The organism is Ovoidimarina sediminis, from assembly GCF_032586175.1.
GTDB lineage: Bacteria > Pseudomonadota > Alphaproteobacteria > Rhodobacterales > Rhodobacteraceae > Ovoidimarina > Ovoidimarina sediminis.
Genome location: NZ_JAWHTE010000001.1, coordinates 543,254 through 567,920, shown reverse-complemented (window position 1 = coordinate 567,920; position 24,667 = coordinate 543,254). Strand labels below are relative to the sequence as shown.

Annotated in this window: 24 protein-coding genes; 14 read left to right on the top strand and 10 right to left on the bottom strand. The window is 66.9% G+C overall.

Annotated elements, in window-relative coordinates; genetic code table 11:
* Positions 1–52: 52 nt before the first annotated feature.
* The gene (guaD, locus tag RXV90_RS02785; protein WP_316646724.1) at positions 53–1,345 is read right to left on the bottom strand and encodes a guanine deaminase; all 1,293 of its coding nucleotides are present in this window, start codon (positions 1,343–1,345) and stop codon (positions 53–55) included.
* Between the two features lie 111 nt (positions 1,346–1,456).
* On the opposite strand from guaD, the gene mgtE reads away from it, so the two are divergent.
* The 6 genes from mgtE to RXV90_RS02755 all read left to right on the top strand — a co-directional run bounded on the left by mgtE (position 1,457) and on the right by RXV90_RS02755 (position 9,235).
* Complete coding sequence (gene mgtE / locus RXV90_RS02780; protein ID WP_316646722.1) at positions 1,457–2,845, top strand: magnesium transporter; 1,389 nt, start codon at positions 1,457–1,459, stop codon at positions 2,843–2,845.
* A complete protein-coding gene (locus RXV90_RS02775; RefSeq protein WP_316646721.1) occupies positions 2,842–3,411 on the top strand; it encodes a 5-formyltetrahydrofolate cyclo-ligase in 570 nt (189 codons plus the stop codon). Before mgtE ends, RXV90_RS02775 begins: the two co-directional genes overlap by 4 nt.
* 53 nt (positions 3,412–3,464) lie before the next feature.
* Positions 3,465–4,277 carry a TIGR00282 family metallophosphoesterase gene (locus RXV90_RS02770; RefSeq protein ID WP_316646720.1) on the top strand — a complete coding sequence of 271 codons (813 nt, stop codon included), beginning with the start codon at positions 3,465–3,467 and terminating at the stop codon, positions 4,275–4,277.
* The gene (locus RXV90_RS02765) at positions 4,274–5,200 is read left to right on the top strand and encodes a DMT family transporter (protein WP_316646719.1); all 927 of its coding nucleotides are present in this window, start codon (positions 4,274–4,276) and stop codon (positions 5,198–5,200) included. The genes RXV90_RS02770 and RXV90_RS02765 overlap by 4 nt, the downstream gene beginning before the upstream one ends.
* Before the next feature lies 1 nt (position 5,201).
* Positions 5,202–6,980 carry an SLC13 family permease gene (locus tag RXV90_RS02760; protein ID WP_410482334.1) on the top strand — a complete coding sequence of 593 codons (1,779 nt, stop codon included), beginning with the start codon at positions 5,202–5,204 and terminating at the stop codon, positions 6,978–6,980.
* A gap of 62 nt (positions 6,981–7,042) precedes the next feature.
* Positions 7,043–9,235 carry a SulP family inorganic anion transporter gene (locus RXV90_RS02755; protein WP_316646716.1) on the top strand — a complete coding sequence of 731 codons (2,193 nt, stop codon included), beginning with the start codon at positions 7,043–7,045 and terminating at the stop codon, positions 9,233–9,235.
* A gap of 2 nt (positions 9,236–9,237) precedes the next feature.
* Here RXV90_RS02755 and RXV90_RS02750 read toward each other — a convergent pair whose 3' ends face one another.
* The gene (locus tag RXV90_RS02750) at positions 9,238–10,215 is read right to left on the bottom strand and encodes an oxidoreductase (RefSeq protein WP_316646715.1); all 978 of its coding nucleotides are present in this window, start codon (positions 10,213–10,215) and stop codon (positions 9,238–9,240) included.
* A gap of 156 nt (positions 10,216–10,371) precedes the next feature.
* On the opposite strand from RXV90_RS02750, the gene RXV90_RS02745 reads away from it, so the two are divergent.
* Entirely contained in the window at positions 10,372–11,508 is a 1,137-nt protein-coding gene (locus RXV90_RS02745) for a citrate/2-methylcitrate synthase (protein WP_316646714.1), read from the top strand.
* A 19-nt stretch (positions 11,509–11,527) separates the two neighbouring features.
* Here RXV90_RS02745 and RXV90_RS02740 read toward each other — a convergent pair whose 3' ends face one another.
* The 3 genes from RXV90_RS02740 to ndk form a co-directional block, all read right to left on the bottom strand.
* Complete coding sequence (locus RXV90_RS02740) at positions 11,528–11,881, bottom strand: hypothetical protein (protein WP_316646713.1); 354 nt, start codon at positions 11,879–11,881, stop codon at positions 11,528–11,530.
* Between the two features lie 147 nt (positions 11,882–12,028).
* A complete protein-coding gene (locus RXV90_RS02735; RefSeq protein WP_316646712.1) occupies positions 12,029–12,895 on the bottom strand; it encodes a GFA family protein in 867 nt (288 codons plus the stop codon).
* Positions 12,892–13,314, bottom strand: coding sequence for a nucleoside-diphosphate kinase (gene ndk / locus RXV90_RS02730; protein WP_316646711.1), 423 nt, complete (start codon positions 13,312–13,314; stop codon positions 12,892–12,894). The genes RXV90_RS02735 and ndk overlap by 4 nt, the downstream gene beginning before the upstream one ends.
* A gap of 92 nt (positions 13,315–13,406) precedes the next feature.
* On the opposite strand from ndk, the gene RXV90_RS02725 reads away from it, so the two are divergent.
* The 3 genes from RXV90_RS02725 to RXV90_RS02715 all read left to right on the top strand — a co-directional run bounded on the left by RXV90_RS02725 (position 13,407) and on the right by RXV90_RS02715 (position 16,685).
* Complete coding sequence (locus RXV90_RS02725) at positions 13,407–15,254, top strand: ABC-F family ATP-binding cassette domain-containing protein (protein ID WP_316646710.1); 1,848 nt, start codon at positions 13,407–13,409, stop codon at positions 15,252–15,254.
* A 193-nt stretch (positions 15,255–15,447) separates the two neighbouring features.
* Entirely contained in the window at positions 15,448–16,062 is a 615-nt protein-coding gene (locus RXV90_RS02720) for a MarC family protein (RefSeq protein WP_316646709.1), read from the top strand.
* Positions 16,063–16,103: 41 nt separating this feature from the next.
* Positions 16,104–16,685, top strand: coding sequence for a retropepsin-like aspartic protease family protein (locus RXV90_RS02715; RefSeq protein WP_316646708.1), 582 nt, complete (start codon positions 16,104–16,106; stop codon positions 16,683–16,685).
* Between the two features lie 236 nt (positions 16,686–16,921).
* Here RXV90_RS02715 and RXV90_RS02710 read toward each other — a convergent pair whose 3' ends face one another.
* The 4 genes from RXV90_RS02710 to RXV90_RS02695 all read right to left on the bottom strand — a co-directional run bounded on the left by RXV90_RS02710 (position 16,922) and on the right by RXV90_RS02695 (position 20,710).
* Positions 16,922–17,995: a TRAP transporter substrate-binding protein gene (locus tag RXV90_RS02710; RefSeq protein WP_316646707.1), complete on the bottom strand. Its 1,074-nt coding sequence runs from the start codon at positions 17,993–17,995 to the stop codon at positions 16,922–16,924.
* A 38-nt stretch (positions 17,996–18,033) separates the two neighbouring features.
* Positions 18,034–19,524 (bottom strand): TRAP transporter large permease, encoded by a 1,491-nt coding sequence (locus RXV90_RS02705; protein WP_316646706.1) that lies wholly within the window; start codon positions 19,522–19,524, stop codon positions 18,034–18,036.
* Between the two features lie 4 nt (positions 19,525–19,528).
* A complete protein-coding gene (locus RXV90_RS02700; protein WP_410482333.1) occupies positions 19,529–20,143 on the bottom strand; it encodes a TRAP transporter small permease in 615 nt (204 codons plus the stop codon).
* Positions 20,144–20,209: 66 nt separating this feature from the next.
* Positions 20,210–20,710, bottom strand: a complete 501-nt coding sequence (locus RXV90_RS02695) for a flavin reductase family protein (RefSeq protein WP_316646704.1) — start codon at positions 20,708–20,710, stop codon at positions 20,210–20,212.
* Positions 20,711–20,949: 239 nt separating this feature from the next.
* On the opposite strand from RXV90_RS02695, the gene RXV90_RS02690 reads away from it, so the two are divergent.
* Positions 20,950–21,651 (top strand): GntR family transcriptional regulator, encoded by a 702-nt coding sequence (locus RXV90_RS02690; protein WP_316646703.1) that lies wholly within the window; start codon positions 20,950–20,952, stop codon positions 21,649–21,651.
* A gap of 10 nt (positions 21,652–21,661) precedes the next feature.
* Complete coding sequence (locus RXV90_RS02685) at positions 21,662–22,816, top strand: Gfo/Idh/MocA family protein (protein ID WP_316646702.1); 1,155 nt, start codon at positions 21,662–21,664, stop codon at positions 22,814–22,816.
* A gap of 29 nt (positions 22,817–22,845) precedes the next feature.
* Here the strand turns inward: RXV90_RS02685 and RXV90_RS02680 are convergent, their stop codons facing one another.
* Positions 22,846–23,124, bottom strand: coding sequence for a hypothetical protein (locus RXV90_RS02680; RefSeq protein ID WP_316646701.1), 279 nt, complete (start codon positions 23,122–23,124; stop codon positions 22,846–22,848).
* A gap of 132 nt (positions 23,125–23,256) precedes the next feature.
* On the opposite strand from RXV90_RS02680, the gene RXV90_RS02675 reads away from it, so the two are divergent.
* Both RXV90_RS02675 and RXV90_RS02670 read left to right on the top strand, forming a co-directional pair.
* Positions 23,257–24,405 (top strand): aromatic ring-hydroxylating oxygenase subunit alpha, encoded by a 1,149-nt coding sequence (locus RXV90_RS02675; RefSeq protein ID WP_316646700.1) that lies wholly within the window; start codon positions 23,257–23,259, stop codon positions 24,403–24,405.
* A complete protein-coding gene (locus RXV90_RS02670) occupies positions 24,402–24,626 on the top strand; it encodes a hypothetical protein (RefSeq protein WP_316646699.1) in 225 nt (74 codons plus the stop codon). Before RXV90_RS02675 ends, RXV90_RS02670 begins: the two co-directional genes overlap by 4 nt.
* Positions 24,627–24,667 lie beyond the last annotated feature (41 nt).

Here is a 24,667-nt window from a genome sequence, read left to right as displayed (position 1 = left end):
CGGTCTGGCGATGGCGTGGCGGCTTCGCCGCTGTTCACGCCAAGGGCCTTTGTCAGGCGGTGGTCGACACCTCTGATCCACCGACCCAGACCGCTTGGATCGCCCTGTCGTCGCCCATCATGATGGTCGGGAAGAGCGCCTCCCAGATCGTGCCCGCGCGGGCGGTCGCCTGGGCGATGGCAGGGGTGGAGGCGAGATCGAGGATGGTGAGATCGGCTTCGGAGCCCGGGGCGAGGGTGCCGATCCTGTCCTCCATCCGCATGGCGCGGGCGGAGCCTTCTGTGGCGAGCCAGATCAGATCGGCGGGGTGGAGGGCCTGGCCGCGCAGTTGCGCGATTTCATAGGCCGCGGCCATCGTGCGGAGCATCGAGAAGGACGAGCCGCCGCCGGTATCGGTGGCGAGCCCCACGGGGAGTGCGCGGGCCAGCCCTATGTCGAAGAGGCCCGAGCCGATGAAGGTGTTCGAGGTCGGGCAGTGGATCAGTGCCGCGCCGGTTTCGCGCAGGCGATCGCGTTCGCGGGGTTCGAGGTGGATCGCGTGGCCGAACATGGCGTTCCGGCCCAGCAGACCGTGCGCCTCGTAGGTGTCGAGGTAATCGCGGGCGTTGGGAAAGAGGGAGCGGACCCAGGCGATCTCGTCGGGCTGTTCGGAAAGATGGGTCTGCATCAGGCAGTCGGGGTGTTCGGCCCAGAGCGCGCCCAGGGCGGAGAGCTGTTCCGGCGTCGAGGTTGGGGAGAAGCGGGGGGTGATGACGTAGGCCGCGCGGCCCCGGCCGTGCCAGCGGTCCAGCAGGGATTTCGAGTCGTCATAGGCCGATTGGGCGGTGTCGCGGAGGCCGTCGGGGGCGTTCCTGTCCATGCAGGTCTTGCCGGCGGCGATGCGCATGCCGCGGGCCTCGGCGGCGGTGAAGATCGCATCGACCGAGCCCGGGTGGATCGTGCAGTAGGTGGCGACTGTGGTGGTGCCGTTCCGGATGAGGATGTCGAGGTAGCGACCCGCGATCTCGGCGGCGTAGGCAGGATCGGAAAAGCGCATCTCTTCGGGGAAGGTGTAGGTGTTCAGCCAGTCGATCAGGCGCTTGCCCCAGGAGGCGATGATCGCCGTCTGGGGGTAGTGGGCGTGGGCATCGACGAAGCCCGGGAGGATGAGCGCTTCGCCGTAATTCCTTGTTTCCGCTTCAGGATAGGCGGCGCGCAGATCGTCGGCGGGCCCCGTGGCGAGGATCCGGCCGCCCGAGATTGCAACCGCGCCCCGGCGGTCGTGGCGGGCGGCGCCGGGCCCCTCTTCGAGCGGCGAGGCGCCGAAAACCAGGGTCTGGCCGAGGATCAGGATCACGTCTGTCATGGGGCGGAGCGTAGTGCGGCGGCCGGGGCGCGTAAATCGCCGGAGCCCCCCTGTTTTCTTGAAAGACCTTCGCCTATGGTCCCGGCACTTCAGGCGTGTTGAGGGCGGGCGATGAACGACGAAACGATCGAGACCGAGGCGCCCGAGCGCGACGATTACCGCCTGGACGAACGGCTGTTCCGGGACGTGGCCGAGATCGTGGAGGCGGGCGACGGCGATGCGCTGCGCGCGCGGCTCGAAGACCTGCACGAGGCCGATATCGCGGACTTCCTGGAACAGATCTCGCCCGAGCAGCGGCGCGATCTTCTGGGGCTGGCGCCCGATATCGTGGATGGCGAGGTTCTGTCGGAACTGGACGAGGGCTTGCGCGAGGAGGTGATCGGGCTTCTGCCGGCCACGGCGCTGGGCGAGGCGCTGCGGGAGCTGGAATCGGACGATGTGGTCGACCTTCTGGAAGACCTCGACGAGCCGGAGCAGGAGGCGCTTCTGGAAGCGCTTGACGATGCCGACCGGGTGGCGATCGTCCAGGCGCTGAGCTATCCGGAGTTTTCAGCGGGCCGGATGATGCAGCGGGAGGTCGTGGCCGTTCCCGAGCACTGGAACGTGGGCCAGGCGATCGACCACATGCGGGCGCATGACGATCTGCCCGACGATTTCTATCACGTGATCCTTGTCGATCCGCGGCACCGGCCCACGGGATACGTGACGCTGGGCAAGATCATGGGATCGCCACGCGCGACCGAGCTGCGCAGCATCCTGGAAGACAGTTTCCGCACGATCCCCGTCGACCAGGACGAGGGCGACGTGGCCTATGCATTCAACCAGTATCACCTGATTTCCGCCCCCGTGGTCGACGATGACGGGCGGCTTGTGGGGATGATCACGATCGACGACGCGATGATCGTGCTGGACGAGGAGCACGAGGAGGACATCCTGCGCCTGGCCGGTGTGGGCGAGGACGGCGGTTCGATGTCGTCGAGCGTGCGGGAGATCGTGAGGGGGCGGTTTCCCTGGCTTGCGGTGAACCTTGTCACCGCGATCGTGGCGAGCCTCGTGATTGCGCAGTTCGAGGCGGCGCTGGCGCAGATCGTGGCGCTGGCGGTGCTGATGCCCATCGTGGCGTCGATGGGCGGGAACGCGGGGACGCAGGCGCTGACCGTGGCGGTGCGGGCGATCGCGACGCGCGACCTGACCGGTTCGAACGTCTGGCGGGTGATCCGGCGTGAGGCGACGGTCGGGCTTCTGAACGGCATGGCCTTCGCGGTGATCATGGGGATCGTGGGGGTGATCTGGTTCGGGATGCCGATGCTGGGCGTCGTGATCGGCGTGGCGATGGTGGTGAACCTCGTGGTGGCGGGGCTGGCGGGGATCGGGATTCCGGTGATCCTGGAGCGGGTGGGCGTGGACCCGGCGCTGGCCTCGGGCGCCTTCGTGACGACGGTAACGGATGTGGTGGGCTTCTTCGCCTTCCTGGGCCTTGCCGTGGTGGTGTTGCTGTGAGCCTCGCCGAGGAGAAGGCGGCGGCGCGGACGGCGGCCTTTGCGCGGCGGAGGGGCGCGCATGGGGTGGTCGATCCGGCGCCCGCGCAGGCGGCGCTTCGGGATGTTTTGCGTGAGGCCGGGGCGGGGGTGGCGCTGTCGGGATACCTGCCGATCCGCACGGAGATCGACCCCGTGCCGGTGATGGCCGACTGGGCGGGGCCGGTGGGCGTGCCGGTCATCGAGGGCGCGGGGCTGCCCCTGACCTTCCACCGCTGGCGGCCCGGCTGTGCGCTGATCGACGGCCCGTTCGGGGCGTGCGTGCCGGCGGAGGCCGAAGAGGTGGTGCCCAGGGTGCTGATCGTGCCCCTGGTGGCCTTCGACGATGACGGCGGGCGGCTTGGCTATGGCGGAGGCTTCTATGACCGGACGCTGGAGCGCCTGAAGGCCCGTGGGCCGGTGCTGGCCGTGGGCTTTGCTTATGAGGCGCAGCGGGCCGAGGCCTTGCCGCGGGAAGCCACGGATCAGCGGCTTGACGCGGTGGTGACGGAGGCGGGCGTGCGGCGGTGGGGCGGCTTGGGGCCTTAGCTTCGGTATCGAAACCGCTTGCTCTTGACCCGGGTGCGCCATAGGCCTCGGGCATGAAACTTCTGTATCTCGGCGATGTTGTGGGGCGGTCCGGGCGGGCCGCGGTGAGCGGGCGGCTCAAGGATCTGCGCGCGCGGCTCAAGGCCGATTTCTGCGTCGTGAACGGTGAAAACGCGACCTCGGGCGTCGGGCTGTCGGCGGGCCATGCGCAGACGCTTCTGGAGGCCGGGGCGGATGTCATCGTTCTGGGCGATCATGCCTTCGATCAGCGCGATATGCTGGAGTTCATCGGGAAGGAGCCGCGCATCCTGCGGCCGCTCAACTTCGCCAAGGATGCACCGGGGGCCGGGGCGCGGGTGTACGATGCGCCGGGGGGGCGCAAGGTTCTTGTGGCGCAGGTTCTGGGGCAGGTGTTCATGAAGCGGCCCTTCGCGGACCCGTTCAGCGCACTCGACACCGTTCTGAAGGCCCATCCGCGCGGGGGGCTGGTGCAGGCGAGCCTCGTCGACATCCATTGCGAGGCGACGAGCGAGAAGATGGCGGTGGGCCATTACTGCGACGGGCGGGCAAGCGTTGTCGTGGGAAGCCACACCCATGTGCCGACAGCGGATGCGATGATCCTGCCGGGCGGCACGGCCTATATGACCGATGCGGGGATGTGCGGCGATTACAATTCGGTCATCGGGATGGATACGGCAGAGCCCCTGCGCCGCTTCGTCACCGGCATGTCGCGGGGGCGGTTCAGCCCCGCGGCGGGGGAGGCGACGCTGTCGGGCCTTCTGGTCGAGACCGAAGACCGGACGGGCCGGGCGGTGAGCGTGGTGCCGGTGCGTGAGGGTGGGCTTTTGTCGCCGTCGCCGGGATGAGCCGGGAGACGTTTGGCCTGTTCCTCGTGCTTGTCCTTCTGGGGGCGGGGTGGGGATCGACCATGCCCTTGTCGAAGATCGTCGTCAGCACCGGGCATCAGCCCCTGGGCCTAGTTTTCTGGCAGCTTTTTATCGCGGTTCTGATCCTGGGTGCGATCACGTTCTTTCAGGGCAAGACCCTGCCGATGGGGCTTGCGCAGATCCGGATGTACACGGTGATCGCGCTTCTGGGGACGATCCTGCCCAATTCGGCCTCCTACGCCGCCGCGGTGCACCTGCCTGCGGGGCTTCTGTCGATCATCATTTCGCTGGTGCCGATGTTCGCCTTTCCGATCGCGCTGGTCATGGGGCTCGAGCGGTTCAGCCTGCGGCGGTTCGCGGGGCTTATGTGCGGCGTGGGCGCGGTGATCCTGATCGTGGGGCCGGAGGCGAGCCTGCCGGAGCGGGCGATGATCGCGTTCATCCCGCTCGCGATGATCGCGCCGTTCTTCTACGGGCTTGAAGGGAACGTGGTTGCGCGCTGGGGAACGGCCGGGGTGGGGCCTGTGCGGCTGTTGCTGGGGGCCTCTGTCGTGGGGGTGATCCTTGCCGCGCCCCTGGCGGTGCTGAGCGGCCACTGGGTCAACCCGTTTGCCGCGCCCGGGGCACCCGAGGCGGCGCTGGCCGCATCGTCGGTGATCCACGCCGTGATTTATGCCGTTTATGTCTGGCTTCTGGGGCGGGCGGGCGCGGTGTTTGCCGCGCAGGTGGCCTATCTGGTGACGGGGTTCGGCGTGGTCTGGGCGATGGTTTTGCTGGGCGAACGGTATTCCGCTTGGCTTTGGGCCGCGCTTGCGCTGATGTTCGTGGGCCTTACGCTTGTGCAGCCGAAGCGGCCCGTTCCCGTTGAAACCGCCCCCGATCGGCGGGATGATCGGCGCTGAGATGACCGGATCGCTTCTTTCTCCTGCCGCTGAGCCCTTCGTGGCGCTGGCCGTCGTGATGGCGATGTTCGTGCTGTTCGTGCGCGAGCGGTATCCCGCGGAGGTGGTGGCCATCGGCGGGGCGGCGGTGATGCTGGGCACCGGCATTCTGCCCTATCAGGAGGCGCTGGAGGTTCTGTCGAACCCCGCACCCTGGACGATTGCCGCGATGTTCATCGTGATGGGGGCGCTGGTGCGGACCGGGGCCCTCGACTGGTTCACGGGCCAGGCGGAGCGGCAGGCGGCGGTGCGGCCCAAGACGGCGATCGCCTTTCTGATGGGCTTCGTGATCCTGTCATCGGCGATCGTGTCGAACACGCCGGTCGTGGTGGTGATGATCCCGGTGTTCGTGCAACTGGCGCGGCGGCTTTCAACATCCGCTTCCAAGTTGCTGATTCCCCTGAGTTACGGGGCGATCCTCGGCGGGACGCTGACGCTGATCGGGACCTCGACCAACCTGCTGGTCGACGGGGTGGCGCGGGCGAACGGGCTTGAGCCCTTCACGATCTTCGAGGTGACGCCGCTGGCCGTCGTGCTGGTGGCCTGGGGGATGATCTATCTGGTCGTTTTCGGGCGGCGGCTGTTGCCGGAGCGGTCGTCGATGGCCGACCTTCTGTCGAACCGGGCGAAGATGAAGTTCTTCACCGAGGTCGCGATTCCCGAGGACAGCCCGCTGATCGGCCAGAAGGTGACGGAGGTGGACCTGTTCAAGCGCGACGGGGTTCGGCTGATCGATGTGCTGAGAGGGGATGCGTCGCTGAGGCGGAACCTCGGGCCCGTGACGCTGGAGCCCGGGGACCGGGTGGTGCTGCGGACGCAGATGGACGAGCTTCTGGGGCTTCAGCAGAACAAATCGGTGCGATCCGTCGACAAGCTGAGTTCGGTGGAGACGACGACGGTCGAGGTGCTGATCACCCCCGGCGCGCGGATGGTGGGGCGGTCGCTGGGATCGCTGCGCCTGAGACGGCGCTACGGTGTCTATCCGCTGGCGGTGCACCGGCGGTCGCAGAATATCGGGCGGCAGCTTGACGACCTTGTGGTGCAGGTGGGCGATACGCTGTTGCTGGAGGGGGCGCCGGAGGACATCCAGCGGCTGGCGAGCGACATGCAGCTTCTGGACGTGGCGCAGCCCTCGGCGCGGGCCTACCGGCGGCAGCATGCGCCGATCGCGATCCTCGCACTTCTCGCCATCGTGGGGCTCGCTGCGCTGAACGTCGCGCCGATCCTGATGCTGGCGGTAATCGCGGTGGCTGTGGTGTTTCTGACCCGCTGCATCGATGCCGACGAGGCATTCGGCGTGGTGGACGGCCGGCTTCTGGCGCTGATCTTCGCAATGCTGTCGATCGGGGCCGCGCTGGACGCCTCGGGTGCCGTGCGGCTGATCGTTGAGGCGGCTGCGCCGCATCTGATGGGCCTGCCGCCTTTCGTATTGGTCTGGTCGATCTATCTTCTGACCTCGATCCTGACGGAGCTTGTATCGAACAACGCGGTGGCGGTTGTGGTGACGCCGATCGCCATCGGGCTGGCCACGGCGCTTGGGATCGATCCCCGCCCTCTTGTGATCGCGGTGATGGTGGCGGCGAGCGCGAGTTTCGCCACGCCCATCGGCTATCAGACGAACATGCTGGTCTATGGGCCAGGCGGGTACCGGTTCACCGATTTCCTGAAGGTGGGGGTTCCGCTGAATCTGAGCGTGGGGCTTCTGGCCTCGGCCCTGATCCCGGTGATCTGGCCGCTTTAGGCCCCCCCGAGTGCCCGGCGAAAATCCTTGCACCTCAAAGAGAAACGGCGGTACTTGCGGAAATGGTCTCACACTCTCAGGGAGAGGTTGGCACCACAGGGAGGGGCGAAAACGGCCTGGCCGCGCTGGTGCGCGGAGGGGCCGGGCTATTCCTTGTCGCCGGCCTTTCCCCCGTCTTCACGATTTCCTTTGCCGCGCTGGTCTATGGCGGAGCGCTGGGCGCGCATTTGCAGGCGGGGATCGCGCTGGCGCTGATCGGGAGCGGGGTGATGAGCCTCGTCGCGGTGCTGATCTATTCCGACCGGACGATGATCTGTCAGCCGCAGGATGCGACGGCCGTGCTTCTGGGCGCGTCGGCGCTGGCGATCAGCCTGGAACATGGGACCGGGAGCGATGCCTTCGCGACGGTGGCCGCGCTTGTCGCAGTGTCAGCGGTGGTGGCGGGACTTGTCTGCCTCGGGCTTGGGGCCGCGCGGCTGGCGTCGCTTGCGCGGTTCGTGCCCTACACGGTGATCGCGGGGTTCCTGGCGGCGACCGGGTATCTTCTGGTGATCGGCGCGATCGGGATCGCGGTGGGCGAGGGCCTGTCGTTTTGGACGGTGCGCGAGGTTCTGGGTGGGGCGGATCCGATCCTCTGGGTGCCGTGGATCCTGGCGGCGGCGGCGATGACGCTGCTGTCGCGCATCTGGTTGTCGGACCTGTTTCTGCCGGTGTGTTTCCTGACCGTGCTGGCGCTGTTCTATGCCGCGCTCTGGATCACGGGGGTGTCGCTGGAGGAGGCGGGCGCGCGCGGATTTCTGCTGGGCCCCTTCGATGAGGGGGGCTTTGTCGGGGCGTTGAATTTCGAGGCGTTCGGGGCGATCCACTGGGGCGAACTTCTGCGGCACAGCCCGACGGTACTGGCCGTGTCGGGGCTTGTCGTTCTGGGGGCGCTTCTGAACACCTCCGGGATCGAGGCGGTGACGAAGCGGGAATCCTCGCTTGACCGGAACCTCGTGGCGGCGGGGAGCGCGAACGTGGCGAGCGCGGCCGTTGGCGGGCTTCCGGGCTACCTGATCGTGGCGGAGACAATCCTGGCCCACCGCCTGCGCCTGCCGCCGGTTCTGCCGAGCCTCGCGGTGGCGGTGATGTCGTGGCTGGTGTTCTTCTACGGGGCGGTTCTTCTGTCCTACGTCCCCGCCGGGCTTCTGGCGCTTCTGATCGGGTTCGTGGGGTTCGACCTGCTGATGACATGGGTCTGGGAGGCGCGGAAGGCGCTGACCGGGCGTGACTGGCTGACGGTGATCTTCATCCTTGCGGTGGCGATCACTGCGGGGTTCCTGCCGGCGATCGCCCTCGGGACGCTGGCGGCGGCGGCGATCTTCGTACTGTCCTATGCGCGGACCGAACCCGTGCGGCTGCGTTCGACGTTGGCCACGCGGCGGTCGTCGGTGGAGCGGTCGGACGCGTCGAGTGCGGTGCTGCTGACCGAAGGGGAACAGACGGTGGTGCTGGAACTGACGGGCTATGTCTTTTTCGGCACGGCGGATCGGCTGTTGCGGCTGGCGCGCGCGGAACTGGGCCATGTGCCGCCGCCGCGGCACCTCGTGCTCGATTTCGCGCGGGTCGAGGGGGTGGATGCCTCTGCTGCCCGGTCGCTCGCGAAGATCAGCGAGGCGGCGGAGGCGCGCGGGGCAAAGCTGTATTTCACCGGCGCGGCAGGGGAGGTGGCCGAGAGCGTCGCCGCGACCGTGGCGCCGCCCGCGGGGGTGTCGTGGAGCACGCCGCTCGATAACCTGCTGGAGGCGTTGGAAGACGGCTATCTTGCCGCCGCGTCCGGGGCGGGGGCCGGCGGGCAGGAGCTTCTGGCCGCCGCCGAGACGCTGGAGCGGGAGTTCGGGGCGGCGCCCGAGATGGTGTCGCGGCTTCGGCTTGAGGCCGGGGAGGAACTGGTCGTGGCCGGGAGCGCCTCGAAGGAGGTGTATGTCCTCGTCGACGGCGGGCTGAGGGCCGAGATCGAGACAGGTCCGGGCACGCGGGTGCGGGTGGCCGCGTTCCGGGCGAGCGCGCTGGTGGGCGAGATCGCCTATTACGCCGGGGTGGCGCGCACCGCCTGGATCGTGGCGGACCAGGAAAGCGAGGTGATCCGCCTGAACCTGGAAGCGCTGGACCGGAGCGGTAGCCCGAACGTGGCCGCGTTCCACCGGGCGGCGGCGAAGACACTTTCGCGCCGGGTGATGCGGATGACGCGGCTGATGCGGGACGCGGGGATCTAGGATCAGGCCGCGACGAGCAGGCGTTCGCTGATTTCCCAGAGCCGTTCGGCCCCTTCGTCGCTGCAGGCATGTTCGTTGACGCCGGAGTAGCGGGCCATGGGGCTTTCGGGATCGGTGGGGGCGGCGATGTCGCAATCCTCGCAATAGACGCCCGGCTGGTGTTCGAGAAGCGGCGAAGTGGCGGCCCAGACCGTCGTCGACGCGCCCTGTTCCGGCGTCTTGAAGCCCGCCTTCGCCAGTTCCGAGGGTTCGCCGGTTTCGTCGAGCCAGCCCAGGGCGATCATCTCTTCCTTCGGCAGGTGGCGCTGGAGGGGCGTGAAGATGCCGCCGGGATGGAGTGAGAAGGCGAGCCCGCCGCTATCGAGGAGCCGCCGGGACAGCGCATTGGCGAAGAGCGCGTTCGCTGTCTTGGCCTGCGCGTAGGCGCGCCACTTGTCGTAATCTCTTTCGTCGAACTGGATGTCGTCCCAGTCGACGCCGCTGATCTTGTGCGCCGTCGATGAGAGCGCGATGACGCGGGCGTGTGGCGTGGCCTCGATCAGCGGCATAAGCGCCTTCGTCAGGGCGAAGTGGCCCATGTGGTTAATGCCGAATTGGGATTCCCAGCCCGGCCCGACCCGGACGAGGGGGCAGGCCATGATGCCGGCGTTGTTTATGAGAATGTCGAGCCGGCCCTGTTCCGCGTTCACCGCGTCGGCGAAGCGGCGGACGGAGCCCAGATCGGCGAGGTCCATGGGCAGGGTGGTGATCTTTCCCGGCAGGCCCGCGAGGGTTTCGGCGGCCTTCTCAGGAGAGCGGACCGGGACGATGACGGCGGCACCGCGGGTGGCGAGCCCTTTCACCGCCTCGAGCCCGATGCCGCTGTATCCGCCGGTGACGATGGCGGTCTTGCCGGTGAGGTCGATGCCGTCGAGCACTTCGTCGACCGTGCTTTTGGCGTGGAAGCCCGTGTTGAGGGGGACCTGATCTGCGAGGCTCATGGGGGCGCCTTTCGTTTCGGGAGTGAGGGACGGGAACGATGGTAGGGCGGATTACCGGCGCCTGGGAAGCCCCCGGATCGCGGGCCTGCCGGATCGGGGGTTTTCGCCGCCGGGCTTTCCCCCCATTGTGCCGCGCAAAACGAAGGGAGGGGACCTATGAGCGATGCCGTCAAGATCAGACGGGGCCTGAAGGGCGTCTATTTCGAGCGCTCGGAGGTAAGCGATATCGACGGGAAGGCCGGGATGCTGACCTATCGGGGCTATTCGATCCACGATCTGGCGACGCGATCGAGTTTCGAGGAGGTGTGTTACCTTCTGATCCACGGGGAGTTGCCGACGGCGGAGGAACTGGCCGGTTTCGACGCCAAGCTTAAGGCGGCGCGGGTGCTGCCCGAGGAGATCCATGCCGTGATCGAGGCCGTGAAGGCGGGGCATCCGATGGATGTGCTGCGTACAGGCGTTTCGGCGCTGGCGGCACTGGAGCCCGCGAGCCAGGAGGTGGGCGAGGCGGCCTTCGTCGAGAACGGCATTCGCCTGATCAGCCAGGTGCCGATGATCATCGCCGCCCATCACGCGCTGCGCGAGGGACGTGCGCCCATTGCGGCGGATCCCGAGCTTGGGCACGCGGCGAACTGGCTGTGGATGCTGAAGGGCACGCGGCCGAGCGCGGATGCCGCGCGGCTGGCGGATGTGGATTTCATCCTGCATGCGGAGCATGGGGCCAATGCCTCGGCCTTCGCCGCGCGGGTGGCGGTGGGGACGGAAACCAACCTGCACGGAGCGCTTGTCGCCGCAATCGCGACGCTGGCGGGCCCGGCCCATGGCGGGGCGGCGGAGGATGTCATGAAGATGGTGGACGAGATCGGCGCGCCCGCGAACGCCGCCGCCTATGTCACCGCAAAGCGGGCGAACCGGGAGGCGGTGACCGGGTTCGGGCACCGGGTGTACCGCACGGAGGATCCGCGCGCGCGGCACATGCGGGACGGGGTGGAACGGCTTGGCCGCGAGATGGGGCGGCCCGAATGGTTCGAGATCCTGCAGGCCGTGGTGGAGGCGATGAAGCCCTATGCAAGGCACGGGCTGAACGTGAATGTCGATTTCTATTCCGGCGTGATCTATCAGTTGCACGGGATCCCGATGGATCTTTACGTGCCGATCTTCGCGATCGGGCGGATGCCCGGCTGGATCATCCAGTGCATCGAGCAAGAGCGGCAGAACATCCTGATCCGCCCGCTGACGCTTTACACCGGGCCGGAGCCCCGGGCCTACGTGCCGCTGGAGGCACGGGGGTAGGCGCGGGGCACGCCGCGGCTCAGAAGATCCCGAGAACCTCGCTCAGGAAGCCCGGGGTGTCTCCGGGTTCGTGACCGCTGGCGTCGTTGGCCTCGTCCGCGATGGTGGGGACGAGATCGGTGAGAGAGAACTCGGGCATCCCGCCGGGGAATGTTTCGAGATTCGGGGCCGCGTCGCCTGCGCCTTCCGGCGGCATCGGCAGAGGATCGGGTGCGCCCGCCACCATCTCTTCGGCGAGTTCGTGGGGGTCGATATCCGCGACCGGCGTTTCGCCGACCGGGATCGTGAAGGGTTCCGGTGTCACGTCTTCTACGATGGGATTGGCGATAGCGGCCGCCTTGGCCGATCCGAGCGGTGTTGGTTCTGGCTTCATGTCAGTCTCCTTTGTCCCGATAGGAGCCGCGCATAATTGGCGGATGCACATGTGATTGTTTCGCTTTTGGAGGAGTAACCTGGCGAGAATTGGGCATGAAGGCGGCAGGTCTGGCCAAAGGCGGCGTAGCGCCGACGTGCGGTGGGATCAGCCGGGCGCTTCGGAAAAGCGGGGCAGATCGTCGGGGATTTCCCACCAGTCGGCCTTGGAGCCTGTGAAGATGTGATCGTCGGGGCCGCGGGGGGCGGGATCGTCGAGGACGGCCATGGGGATGTTGGCGAGGCCCCGGAAGCCGTCGATCCGGGCGACGCCGCCGCCGCAGATATCGCAGAAGCAGGCGGCGAAAACCTTTGCGCCGGGGAGGTTGTAGCGCCGGACGTGATCGGCGCCTGAAAGGAAGGTCACCGCGTCGTCTGGGACGAAGCCGTTCGTCGTGAAGGCCGCGCCGCGGGTGCGGCGGCAGCGGGTGCAGTGGCAGTTGTGGATCGCGCTGAACTCTGCCCGGACGACGAAGCGGACGGTGCCGCAGAGGCAGCTTCCCCTGAGACCCGGGAGATCGGTTTCGGGCGGGGGCGCGGGATCGTAGGTTTTGAAGTTGCTGTCCGCCGCGGGATAGGCATCGTGCTGCGGAAGCCTGTCGCCGATCTCGAGCCAGGGGAGTTTCGCGGCGGTGAAGATATGTTCGCCGCCCGAGAGGCCGGAGCCGTTCTCGTGCGCACCCATGGGAAGGAACATCTGGCCGTTGGACAGGATCGTGCCCGGGAGCGTGCTGCCGCATTGGCGGCAGAAGCGGCGGTTGACGTCTTCGGAGGAGCGATGGTCGGCGATCAGCGCCGGGTCACCCGACCATGTCAGATCGTCTTCCGCGCATTGGGTGTAGGTGGCGAAAGCCGCGCCATGGGCCTTGCGGCACATCGAGCAGTGGCAGTGGCTGAGCGGCGTCAGGGCGCCAGTGGCAGTCCAGCCGACGCCCCCGCAGAGGCATCGGCCCGTGACTGTCCGCGTTTCGGTCACCCGACGAGTTCGAGGCCCGAGAAGAAATAGGCGATTTCGACGGCCGCCGTTTCGGGGGCGTCGGAGCCGTGGACCGAGTTCTCGCCGACGCTTTCGGCGAATTCGGCGCGGATCGTGCCCGGCGCGGCGTCGGCGGGGTTGGTGGCGCCCATGACTTCGCGGTTCTTCGCGATGGCGCCTTCGCCTTCGAGCACCTGCACCACGACGGGGGCAGAGGCCATGAATTCGCAGAGTTCGTCATAGAACGGACGCTCGGCATGGACCTTGTAGAATTCGCCCGCCTGGGCCTTCGTCAGCTGGATCCGCTTTTGCGCGATGATGCGGAGCCCCGCCTCTTCGAACTTGGCGTTGATCTTGCCGGTCAGGTTGCGGTTCGTCGCATCGGGTTTGATGATCGAAAGGGTGCGTTCGGTGGCCATGGTCGTCCTCGTGCCTCGGAATGGATTTGCGCGGGGGTTAACATGGGGTTTGAACCTTGAAAAGCCGCGAATGAGCGTTCACACCGCGCGGGATGCTGAAGATTGAAGGCATATCCTATGCGGTGGCGGGCCGTCCCCTGATCGAGGGGGCGTCTGCCGTTATTCCCGATGGGCACAAGGTGGGACTCGTCGGACGGAACGGGACGGGGAAGACGACGCTGTTCCGGCTGATCCGGGGCGAGTTGCCGCTGGAGGCCGGGCAGATCAGCGTGCCGAAGGGCGCGCGGATCGGCGGCGTGGACCAGGAAGTGCCGGCGTCGGAGACCTCGCTTCTCGACACCGTGCTGGCGGCGGACGGGGAACGGGCGGCGCTGATGGCCGAAGCCGAAACCGCAACCGATGCGCACCGGATCGCCGAGGTGCAGGCGCGGCTTCAGGATATCGACGCCTGGTCGGCCGAGGCGCGGGCGGCGACGATTCTGAAGGGCCTGGGCTTTTCGGAAGCCGAGCAGGGGATGCCCTGTTCGGCCTTCTCGGGCGGGTGGCGGATGCGGGTGGCGCTGGCCGGCGTTCTGTTCGCGGCGCCCGATCTTCTTCTGCTCGACGAGCCGACGAACTACCTCGATCTGGAAGGGGCGGTTTGGCTGGAAAGCTATCTTGCGCGCTATCCCCATACGGTGATCGTGATCAGTCATGACCGTGGGCTTCTGAACCGGGCCGTGGGGGCGATCCTGCATCTCGAGGACCGGAAGCTGACGCTCTACCAGGGCAATTACGACACTTTCGCGGATGTGCGGGCGGCGCGGCTGGCGGTGGCCGAGGGCGAGATGAAGAAGCAGGAGGCGCGGCGGGCGCATCTGCAATCTTATGTCGACCGGTTCCGCTACAAGGCGACGAAGGCGCGGCAGGCGCAGTCGCGGCTCAAGATGATCGCGCGGCTGAAGCCGATCACGTTGCCGTCGGAAGCCGCGCTTCGGGCGTTCCGCTTTCCCGAGCCCGAGGAACTGTCGCCGCCGATCATCGCGATGGAAAGCGCGTCGGTGGGTTATGGGGAGACGACGGTTCTGTCGAAGCTGAGCCTTCGGATCGACCAGGACGACCGGATCGCGCTTCTGGGCAAGAACGGCGAGGGGAAATCGACGCTGTCGAAGCTTCTGACCGGCAAGCTTCAGCCCATGGGCGGGCGGGTGACGCGGGCGCGGAAGCTGAGGATCGGCTATTTCGCGCAGCATCAGCTGGACGAGCTTCACGCCGACGAGACGCCGATTGACCATATCAGGCGGCTGAGGCCCGAGGAGGCCCCCGCGAAGCTGAGGGCGCGGCTGGGCGGCTTCGGGATCGGGGCGGAGCAGGCGGAGACGGTGGCGGGCCGGCTGTCGGGCGGGCAGAAGGCGCGGCTTTCGCTGTTGCTGGCCACGCTCGATGCGCCGCATCTTCTGGTGCTAGACGAACCGACGAACCACTTGGACATGGAGAGCCGGGAGGCGCTGGTGGAGGCGCTGACGGCCTATTCGGGGGCGGTGGTGATCGTGAGCCACGACATGCACCTTCTGTCGCTGGTGGCGGACCGGCTGTGGCTGGTGAAGGACGGGCGGGTCAGGCCCTATGAGGGGGATCTGGACAGCTATCGGCGGGACCTTCTGGCGGAGCCGGCGCCGAAGGGCGAGGGGCCGAAACCGGCGAAGCCTGCGCGGCCCCCGCGTGAGAAGGTACTGGAGCTGCGGGCGGATGTGCGGACCTGCGAGGCGCGGGTGGAGAAGCTGGAGGGGATGCGGGCGCAGATCCAGGAAAAGCTCGCCGATCCGGGGCTTTATGCGCCGGAGCGGGTGGGGGATATGGAGCGCTGGCAGAAGAAGTTCGCCGAGGTGGAAGAGGCGCTTCTGAGGGCAGAGGGCTTGTGGGAGCGGGCCGTGGAGCGGCTGGAGGCGGCGGAGGGGTGAATGGCGTGAGGCCCCGGATCAAGTCCGGGGCGGCCCCGGTTTCGCCGTCCCGGACTTGATCCGGGACCTCATGGATACGGCGCCGTCGCCGGGCAGTCGAAGGGGGATCAGCAGGTTTTACCCCGGGCGGCGCCCATGTTCCGGGTCAGTGCCACCCCTTGCCATTCCCCATGCCCCGTGGTCAGTCGTGCGGATGGATACCGCCGCGCTTATCACCGCCTTCGTCACGCTGTTTGTCGTGATCGACCCCGTCGGGCTGGCGCCGGTGTTCGTGGCGCTGACGGCGGGGGAGGATTTCGCCCATCGCCGGGCCGTGGCGTTCCGGGCCTGCCTGATCGGGTTCGGGATCCTTCTGGTCTTCGGGCTGGCGGGCGAGGCGGTGCTGGAATTCGTCGGCATCTCGATGCCCGCGTTCCGGATCGCAGGCGGCATCCTTCTGTTTCTGACCGCGCTCGACATGCTGTTCGAGCGGCGCACAAAGCGGCGGGGCGATCAGAGGGCGAAGGCCGACGATCCGTCGGTCTTTCCGCTGGCGACGCCTCTGATCGCGGGGCCGGGGGCGATTGCGACGATGATCCTGCTGACCTCGCGGCCCGGGGCGGACCTGCAATGGGCGCTGGCCGTTTACGGGGTGATGGCGGGTGTCGTGCTGATCTGTCTGGTGCTGTTTCTGGCCTCGGGGCTTCTTGAACGCCTCCTCGGCCCGACCGGGATCAACGTGGTCACGCGGCTTCTGGGGATGCTTCTGGCGGCGCTTTCGGTGCAGTTCGTTCTGGATGGGCTGAGCGATTTCGGTGTCGCGGCCTGAGAGGGCTTTCGCCCGCGCGCGGTGATGCCTATCTCTTTCCCATGACCGGAGACGAGATCGCGCGCCTGTTTTACCTTGGCCTTCTGGGCTTCGCCGTGGCCGGTTGGGCGATGGCCGAAAGCCGGCGGGGGCTGAGTGTTTTCCTGAAGCGGCTGCTTGTCTGGGCGTTCCTGTTTCTCGGCGTGATCGGGGCTTATGGCCTGTGGGAAGATATCCGGAAGGACGTGGCGCCGCGGCAGCTTGTGCTGGAGGGCGGATCGCGGATCGAGGCGCCGCGGGCGTTCGACGGGCATTATTATCTGACGATCGAGGTGAACGGGCGGGACGTGGATTTCGTCGTCGATACCGGGGCCACGGATATCGTGCTGACGCGCGAGGATGCGGAGCGGCTGGGGATCGATACGGATGCGCTGAGATATGGCGGGCTGGCGGGAACGGCGAACGGCATGGTGCGGACGGCGCGCGTATCGCTTGACCGCGTGCGGCTTGGCGGGGTTGCCGACCGGAACGTGGGTGCGGTGGTGAACGAGGGCGAGATGGACAAGTCGCTTCTCGGGATGCGGTATCTGCAGCGGTTCGACCGGCTGGAGATTTCGGACGGGACGCTGGTGCTGGAACGGTAGAGTTTGGCACGGACTCAAGGGGCATCAGCCCCGCCGTGCCAGTGCATGCCCGTCCCGGCGGGCAGGCGCTTTTTGAGAAGAAGCCTTGCTGATCGAGCGTGTGCGGGCTTGCACCATAAAGCGTGTCGTGGAGGTGTTGGCAGCGCCATCCCACGGGCATGCGCTGGCACGGCTCTTCAGGGCGACCTACCGTGCCGGGGTGCTCCGCGCCCCGGGTGGGGCGCGGAGGGGTTCGGTTACTCGAGATCGGAGCCGCGTTCGGCGGCGATTTCGGCCTCGGCTTCCTCGACCGACGCGAGGAGCGCGTTGTAGACATCCCCGCCGCCATCGACGTTCGACTGGAACCAGTCGAACACCGGCGCCGCGGCTTCCTTGAACGCCGCCTTTTCATCTGGCGTCGGCACGTAGAGATCCCCGCCGCCCGCGGCGAAATCCTGATAAGCCTGGATCGACTTCCGCTTCGGCGAGGCGAAGGTGGCCTGCTGCAGCTGGTAGAAGCCGTCGATCACCACGCGCTTCAGGTCATCCGAGAGGCCCGAGAACTGTTCGTTGTTCATGAACCAGAGCGCGCCCATGTAGGCGTGGCCGTCGAGCGTTACGTATTGCAGGCCCGCATCGGGGAACTTCATGCCCATGATGTCGGTGATGCCGTTCTTGGAGCCTTCGACGACGCCGGTCTGGAACGAGGTGAAGAGTTCCGGCCAAGGGATCGGGGTGGGCGAGGCGCCGAGGGCGCGCACGAGTTCCTGCGGCAGGTCGGCGACCACGGTGCGGATCTTCAGCCCTTCCATGTCGGACGGCGAGGCGACGCGGCGCTTGGTGTTGGCGAAGTTGCGCCAGCCGCCGGTGTTGCCGACGGTCATCAGGCGGATCGAGCCCTGGCTGTTTTCGAGCACCTTCTGCTTCATGGTCTTCATGAACTCGGTGTCGTTTTCGAGCACCTTCTCGGCCACCCGGTCATCCGCCATCAGGTAGGGCAGGTCGAGCACCTGGACGAAGGGGAAGATGCCGGACGCGCCGCCGGAGGTGGAGATGTAGATGTCGATCGAGCCGTCGGCGACGCCCTGCAGGCATTCCGCGCCGTTCGAGCAGAGCTGTGTACCGATGAAGAGTTCGACGGTGATCGCGCCGTTCGAGGCCTGTTCGACGTAGTTCTTGAACACGACGAGGCCGTCGTAATCCTCGTCGTTCTCGTTCGAGTTCGCCGTGGCGCGCAGGTTGATCGCGTGGCTGCCGGCCCAGGCGGCCGCCAAGGGCGCGGACGCGAGGATGGATGCAACCATCAGCGATTTGGTGAGTGTTTTCAGCACGTTTTAGTACCTCCCTGGAGTTATTTGTACTGGCTTGGTCAATTCACGAACCCGGTCAGGCGCGGGATCGTCATGGAAATGGCCGGGATGTAGGTGATCAGGAAGATCACGATCACCTCGACCGCGAGGAAAGGCAGGATCGCCTTGGAAATCGTCTCGACCTTTTCCTTGGAGACCGACGAGGCGACGAAGAGGACGAGGCCCATTGGCGGTGTCGCGAGGCCGACGGTGAGGTTCACGCTCATGATGATCGCGAAATGCACCGGGTGGACGCCCAGATCGACGAAGATCGGCCCGAGGATCGGCCCGAGGATGATGATCGCGGGGCCCGCGTCGAGGAACATGCCGACGATGAAGAGAAGCAGGTTGATCAGGAAGAGGAGGATCAGCGGGTTCTCGGACAGGGACAGGATGAACTCTGCGAGGATCTGGGGAGCGTAGGAGAGGGAGACGACCGTCTTGAAGGCCATCGCCGCGCCGACGAGGAGGAGGACGACGGCGGAGGTGAGGGCGGCGCGGGAGAGGACTTCCGGCAGGTCAGCGAGCCGCATCGTGCGCAGGATGAAGAAGGCCACGACGAGGGCGTAGAACACCGCAACGGCGGCGGCTTCCGTGGGCGTGAAGATGCCGAGGAGGATGCCGCCCAGGATCAGGATCGGCGTTTGCAGCGGCACTACGGCGCGCTTGCAGACCATGCGGAAATCGTGACTGACGCGCCCACGGATGCCGATGAGCAGGAAGTGCGCCGCGACGAGGGCGACGAGGAAGGTCACGAGGACGACCGCCGTCGAACTGCCTTCGCCGCCGAGCCCGGTGGAAGCCGAGAAGGCCGCATAGATCACGTAGCCCAGGTTGAGGCGAAGGAGGATCAGGGAGGACCAGTATTCGATGCCAGAAAGCTTTTGATCCTTGCGGACGATGCGTTCGGCCTTCGGAAGGTCGTAGCGGTCGGCCATGAGGCGGACCATGAGCATGAGGCCGATGCCCACCATGATGCCCGGCACGATGCCCGCGAGGAAAAGCGCGGCCACGCTTTCGCCCATGACATAGGCGTAGATGATCATGATGCCCGAAGGCGGGATGATCGGCCCGATGACCGAGGAGGCGGCCGTGATGGCGGCGGCGAAGCGGCGGGTGTAGCCCTGCTTTTCCATCGCCGGGATCAGCATCGAGCCAAGGGCCGAGGTATCGGCGACCGCCGAGCCCGAGAGCCCTGCGAAGAGGATCGAGGAGAGCACGTTCACATGGGCGAGGCCGCCCCGGAGGTGGCCCATCAGCGCCTGGGAGAACTCTACGAGCCGGATGGTGATGCCGCCGCGGTTCATCATCTCGCCCGCGAGCATGAAGAAGGGGATGGCCATCAGCGGGAAGCTGTCCATCCCGTTGTAGACGTTGCGGTAGAGAAGCGTGATGTCGCGCTCCTGGCCGTTGAGCCAGAGAAGGAGGCCGGGGGCCGCGAGGAGGCCGAAGAAGACCGGCAGGCCAATGAGGAGGAAGAGCAGGAAGAGCGGGAGGAACCAGATCAGCATATCGTCACTCCGCCATGATTTCTTCGACGTTGTCGGGAACGGGCCTGATCTGATCGCCGCCGCCCAGAAGCTGGATCAGGGCGCGGATCAGAAGCTCGATATTCACGATGAGGAGGAGGACGACGCCCAGGAGCAGCGAGGCCATCATCCAGGAGCGGGGGATTTTTTCCCACCCCCACTCAAAGCCCAATGGCCCGGCGCCGCCGAAGTTGAACGGCAGCCAGAGCGAGGCGGTGGCGAATTTGCCGCCGAAGCCCGTGACCTCGCCCCAGCCGATCTGGACCGCGAGGTAGAGGACGAAGGCGGAGATCACCAGAAGGAGGAGCGAGAGGAGTGCGCCGAGCTTCTCTGGCAGTGCGACGACGACCATGTCGATCGCGACGAAGCCGCCCCGGCGGAAGCCCGTGGGAGCGATGAGGCCCGTCATCCAGAGCATCATGAAGCGTGCGGCCTCGTCGGGCCATGGCAGGGCGTTGTTCAGCACGTAGCGGAAGAACACCTGGATCAGGATCGCCAGCACCATCATGGCTATGGCAACGATCGCGATGCCGCGCCCGATCCTGAGGACGACGTCGTTCCAGACCTGGAACGGCATCAGGATTCCCTTGAGAACACCGATCATGGGCGCCCTCCCTCCCTGTTCTGTCTCTCCGGTTGGATCCGGAGTTTCGATCACCTTCGGCGCTTATGATGCGCCTGTAAACCCGCCGTATGCGCCGCCCGAGAAAACCAGCGGCGCGCCGGGGCGATGGGCGAATGCGAGGACGCGGCCGACCACGATCAGGTGGTCGCCGCCCTCGTGCACCGCCGTGCGTTCGCATTCGAACTGCGCGAGGCAGCCGGAGATAAGCGGCACGCCCTGCGCGTTTTCCGCCCAGTCGAGCCCGGCGAAATCGAGCCCGTCCGTCGAGAAGCGGCGGCAGATATCCATCTGCTCGGCCCCGAGGACGTGGATCGCGTAGTGATCGGCATCCGCGAAGGCCGCGAAGCGCCGCGAGGCGCGGGCGGGCGACCAGAGCACGAGCGGCGGATCGAGCGAGACGCTGGCGAAGCTGTTGGCGGTGATTCCGAGGGGCCCCAGGGGTGTTGAGGTGGTCACGACAGTGACGCCGGTGGCATAGCGGCCGAGCGCATCGCGGAATTCCCGCGCCGTCATATCCGACGGTGTGATGTCTCTGGCGCCCATGAACCCTCCATCCGGCATCTTCAGCGAACCTTTCGACCTAGGGCGGCGGTGTAAAGATCAATGCGGATTTTCGTGCCGGGGCCGGGCGCGGGACGGGCCGCGCGGGGCGTGGTGATGAGTCTGCGACGGCTCATTCCATACGGGCCTCCGGCGCCGCCATTCCGTGGCGGCAGATTTTTCTTGCGTAACATCTCGGCGCGTGTAGATCAATGGTAGATCAATTTTGCCAGCGGCGTGAGATGACCGACCCGCATGCACTTCCCAAATACGTGCAGACCGCCGAAATGCTGACGCGGGAGATTGCGGCGGGCCGCCTGATCGAGGGCGAGCGCCTGCCGCCGGAGCGGAAGATGGCGGCGAGCCTGGGGCTGAGCGTTGGCACGCTGAGAAAGGCCCTGAGCGATCTGGAGGACCGGGGGCTTCTGGACCGGGTTCAGGGATCTGGAAATTACGTGAAGGCGGGGGCGGAGGCCACGGGCGTCTATGCGCTTTTCCGGCTGGAGCTGGTGGGAGGCGTGGGCCTTCCGACGGCGGAACTGATCTCGGTCGATCTGGTGGCGAAGCCCGAGGATGCGCCGGAGTTCGGGCCGGCGCCCAAGGCGCACCGGATCCGGCGGCTGCGGCGGCTGGGGGGGACGCCTGCAGCGCTGGAAGAAATCTGGCTTGACGGCGACCGGGCCCGGCGGCTTCAGGCCGAGGCGCTGAGCGAGTCGCTTTATTATTTCTACCGCACGAGCCTTGGCTTCTGGATCGGACGGGCGGAGGACCGGGTGGGGATCGCGCCTGCGCCCGAATGGTCTGCGCCGCCCTTCGGCCCCGGGCCGGGCAAGCCTTGCGGTTTCGTCGAGCGCCGCGCGTTCGATCAGGACGGGCGCGCGGTGGAATACTCGCGCACATGGTATGACAGCGACGTGGCGCGCTATGTCGCGCGGTTGAAGTAGGGCGGTGGCCATGGAACGGATGAATTACGGCATCATCGGATGCGGCATGATGGGACAGGAGCATATCCGCAACATCGCGCTTCTGCCCGATGCGCGGGTGGCGGGGCTGTTCGACCCGAGCGAGATCATGCTGGCGAAGGCCAAGGCCATGGCGCCCAACGCCAAGGTGCACAGGACAGTGGGAGAGCTTCTGGCCGACGAGGCGATCGACTGCCTTCTGGTGGCGAGCCCCAACTTCCTGCATGTGAGCCAGCTTGAGGAAATCGCGGCGTTGCGGCCCCTGCCGCTGCTGATCGAAAAGCCGCTTTACACCGATCCCGCCGATGCCGCGCGGATCGCGGCGCTGGCTGCGGGCTATCCCGCGCCGGTCTGGGTGGCGATGGAATACCGATACATGCCCCCCGTGGCGAAATTCATCGAGGAGGCGGAGCGGGCCACCGGCGGGATCCGGATGCTGACCGTGCGCGAGCACCGGTTTCCGTTTCTCGAGAAGGTGGGGAACTGGAACCGGTTCAACCGTTATTCCGGCGGCACTCTTGTCGAGAAATGCTGTCACTTCTTCGACCTGATGCGGCATATCCTGAAGGACGAGCCGGTGCGGATTCTTGCCTCGGCGGGGCAGGAAGTGAACCACCTCGACGAGGCCTATGAGGGCGAGGTGCCCGATATCTGGGATACGGCCTATGTGATCGCGGAGTTTTCGCGGGGCGCGCGCGCGATGCTGGAGCTGTGCATGTATGCCGAAGGGGCGCGGTATCAGGAAGAGATCTCGGCCGTGGGCCCCGAAGGCAAGATCGAGTGTTTCGTGCCGGGGCCGGGGCGGTTCTGGCCCACCCATCTGGGCGAACCGCCGGTCGCGCAGGTGATCGTCAGCCCGCGCCAGCCGAAGGGGCCGATGGCGGTGGAGATCCCGGTGGATCCCACGCTGCTCGATGCCGGCGATCACAACGGATCGACCTTCTATCAGCACGTGCTGTTCCAGCGCGCGGTGCGGTGCGAGATCGCGCCCGAAGTGACGCTGATGGACGGGGCCCGGGCGGTGGCGATGGGGCTTGCCGCGCAGGAGGCGGCGGTGACGGGGCTGCCGGTGACGCTTGACCTGCCGGATCAGTCGGCAGGGGCGAGCGCAAAGGGGCGCCGCACGCCCGCGCCGTCGACCCAGTAGAGCGTGCCGCCCTCGGCGCGTTCGATCGCTTAGGAGGACCAGCCCGAGCGTTCCCAGAAGCTTTCGTAGCTGTCGGTCTCGGGGTTCACGCGCCAGCGGCCCGCATCGGGGCGGCCACCCTTCGGGATGTAGACGGTGTGGCCGGTGGCCGCGAAGGTTTGGCTGTAAGCTTTGCCGTTCCACGCGCCGGTGATCTTGCGGCCTGAGAGCAGGGCCTCGATCTCGGCGGCCGTGAGGCGCCGGGTTTCGGCCCAGGCGGGTGCCGCAAGGGCGGCGGCGAGAAGGGAGAGGGCAATGCGGCGGTGCATGGTTCAGCCTAGGCCTGCCGGCAATGCCGTCACCCGACCGAACGCGACCTGATGGTGTCGGTTTTGAGACTGCGGCGAAGCCTGCCAAATAGGCAGAGTGGGCCGCGAGATGCCAGCCGGAGCCCCTGTGAGATGTCCCTGAGCGATTTGTCCGATGTCCTGAAGCCCGTGGCCGAAGCACGCGGGCTGCCGAACGCGCATTACACCTCGGAGGAGGTGTTCCAGGCGGAGCGGAAACCCTTGTGGTTCGACACATGGGCCGGGATCTGTACCGCATCCGACGTGCCGGAGCCGGGCGATGCGCGGCCTGTCGATTTCCTCGGCGTGCCGCTTTTCGTTCTGCGGGGCAAGGATGGGGTCGTGCGGGTGTTTCAGAACATCTGCCGCCACCGTGGCATGATCCTCGTGACCGAGCCGAGAAAGATCGAAGGGGCGATCCGCTGCCCCTATCATTCCTGGTGCTACAGCCACGAGGGCCGGCTTGTGGCCACGCCCCATGTCGGCGGCCCCGGGCACAACACCCATCCCGAGATGAAGCGGGAAGAGATGGGGCTGATGGAGGTGCGGGCCCATGTCTGGATGGACGTCGTCTTCATCAACCTCTCGGGCGACGCGCCCGCGTTCGAAGAGCAGCACGCGAAGCTGATCGACCGGTGGGGCGAGTTCGATGTGCCTCTCTACCATGGCGGGGCGGACAGCACGTTCACGCTGATATGCCGCACGAACTGGAAGCTGGCGGTGGAAAATTACTGTGAGAGCTATCACCTGCCCTGGGTGCATCCGGGTCTGAACAGCTATTCGCGGCTGGAAGACCATTACCACATCATGGAGCCCGAGTTTTCCGGGCAGGGCACGGAAGTCTATCGCCAGATAGAGGATGAGGACGGAATGCGGTTTCCCGATTTCCCGGGGCTTTCGGAGAAGTGGGATACGGCGGGGGAATACGTGACGGTGACGCCCAATGTTCTTCTGGGCGTGCAGCGGGACCACGTGTTCGCGATCCTTCTGGAGCCGAAGGGCGCGGGTGTGACGGAGGAGCATATCCACCTCTACTATGCCGTTCCCGAGGCGCCCGAGGGCCTGCGCCGGAAGAATGCCGCGCAGTGGCGCGTCGTCTTCGAGGAGGATATCGGCGTCGTCGAGGGGATGCAGAAGGCGCGTGGCGCCTGGGGCTATGACGGGGGCCGGTTCTCGCCCGCGATGGACGGGCCCACGCATCACTTTCACCGCTGGGTGGCGGAACGGCTTATGCGGAGCGAGGGCGCTCTGGCCGCGGAATGAGCCGGCCGGCGGGCGAGATAGAGGCCGGGCTTCTCGCCGCCCATGGGGCGGGGGACGGGACCGCGCTTGTCGGGCTTTACACGGAGGCCGCGGAGGCGGCGGGTGACGTGGACCGGGCGTGCTTCTTCCTGACCCATGCCTATATCTTCGCGCTCGAGGCCGGGGATGCGCGGGCCGGGGCGCTTTATGCGCGCCTGAAGGCGGAAGGTCGGGAGTCGTGAGCCTGGCGGACGCGCCTCCGGCGCGACATCCATCGTGGTCC

Bases quoted from the DNA above. Each gene is read 5' to 3' on its own strand.
- guaD (WP_316646724.1), bottom strand. From the start codon at position 1,345: ATGACAGACGTGATCCTGATCCTCGGCCAGACCCTGGTTTTCGGCGCC.
- mgtE (WP_316646722.1), top strand. From the start codon at position 1,457: ATGAACGACGAAACGATCGAGACCGAGGCGCCCGAGCGCGACGATTAC.
- RXV90_RS02770 (WP_316646720.1), top strand. From the start codon at position 3,465: ATGAAACTTCTGTATCTCGGCGATGTTGTGGGGCGGTCCGGGCGGGCC.
- RXV90_RS02765 (WP_316646719.1), top strand. From the start codon at position 4,274: ATGAGCCGGGAGACGTTTGGCCTGTTCCTCGTGCTTGTCCTTCTGGGG.
- RXV90_RS02760 (WP_410482334.1), top strand. From the start codon at position 5,202: ATGACCGGATCGCTTCTTTCTCCTGCCGCTGAGCCCTTCGTGGCGCTG.
- RXV90_RS02755 (WP_316646716.1), top strand. From the start codon at position 7,043: ATGGTCTCACACTCTCAGGGAGAGGTTGGCACCACAGGGAGGGGCGAA.
- RXV90_RS02750 (WP_316646715.1), bottom strand. From the start codon at position 10,215: ATGAGCCTCGCAGATCAGGTCCCCCTCAACACGGGCTTCCACGCCAAA.
- RXV90_RS02745 (WP_316646714.1), top strand. From the start codon at position 10,372: ATGAGCGATGCCGTCAAGATCAGACGGGGCCTGAAGGGCGTCTATTTC.
- RXV90_RS02740 (WP_316646713.1), bottom strand. From the start codon at position 11,881: ATGAAGCCAGAACCAACACCGCTCGGATCGGCCAAGGCGGCCGCTATC.
- ndk (WP_316646711.1), bottom strand. From the start codon at position 13,314: ATGGCCACCGAACGCACCCTTTCGATCATCAAACCCGATGCGACGAAC.
- RXV90_RS02725 (WP_316646710.1), top strand. From the start codon at position 13,407: ATGCTGAAGATTGAAGGCATATCCTATGCGGTGGCGGGCCGTCCCCTG.
- RXV90_RS02720 (WP_316646709.1), top strand. From the start codon at position 15,448: ATGGATACCGCCGCGCTTATCACCGCCTTCGTCACGCTGTTTGTCGTG.
- RXV90_RS02715 (WP_316646708.1), top strand. From the start codon at position 16,104: ATGACCGGAGACGAGATCGCGCGCCTGTTTTACCTTGGCCTTCTGGGC.
- RXV90_RS02705 (WP_316646706.1), bottom strand. From the start codon at position 19,524: ATGCTGATCTGGTTCCTCCCGCTCTTCCTGCTCTTCCTCCTCATTGGC.
- RXV90_RS02695 (WP_316646704.1), bottom strand. From the start codon at position 20,710: ATGGGCGCCAGAGACATCACACCGTCGGATATGACGGCGCGGGAATTC.
- RXV90_RS02690 (WP_316646703.1), top strand. From the start codon at position 20,950: ATGACCGACCCGCATGCACTTCCCAAATACGTGCAGACCGCCGAAATG.
- RXV90_RS02685 (WP_316646702.1), top strand. From the start codon at position 21,662: ATGGAACGGATGAATTACGGCATCATCGGATGCGGCATGATGGGACAG.
- RXV90_RS02680 (WP_316646701.1), bottom strand. From the start codon at position 23,124: ATGCACCGCCGCATTGCCCTCTCCCTTCTCGCCGCCGCCCTTGCGGCA.
- RXV90_RS02675 (WP_316646700.1), top strand. From the start codon at position 23,257: ATGTCCCTGAGCGATTTGTCCGATGTCCTGAAGCCCGTGGCCGAAGCA.
- RXV90_RS02670 (WP_316646699.1), top strand. From the start codon at position 24,402: ATGAGCCGGCCGGCGGGCGAGATAGAGGCCGGGCTTCTCGCCGCCCAT.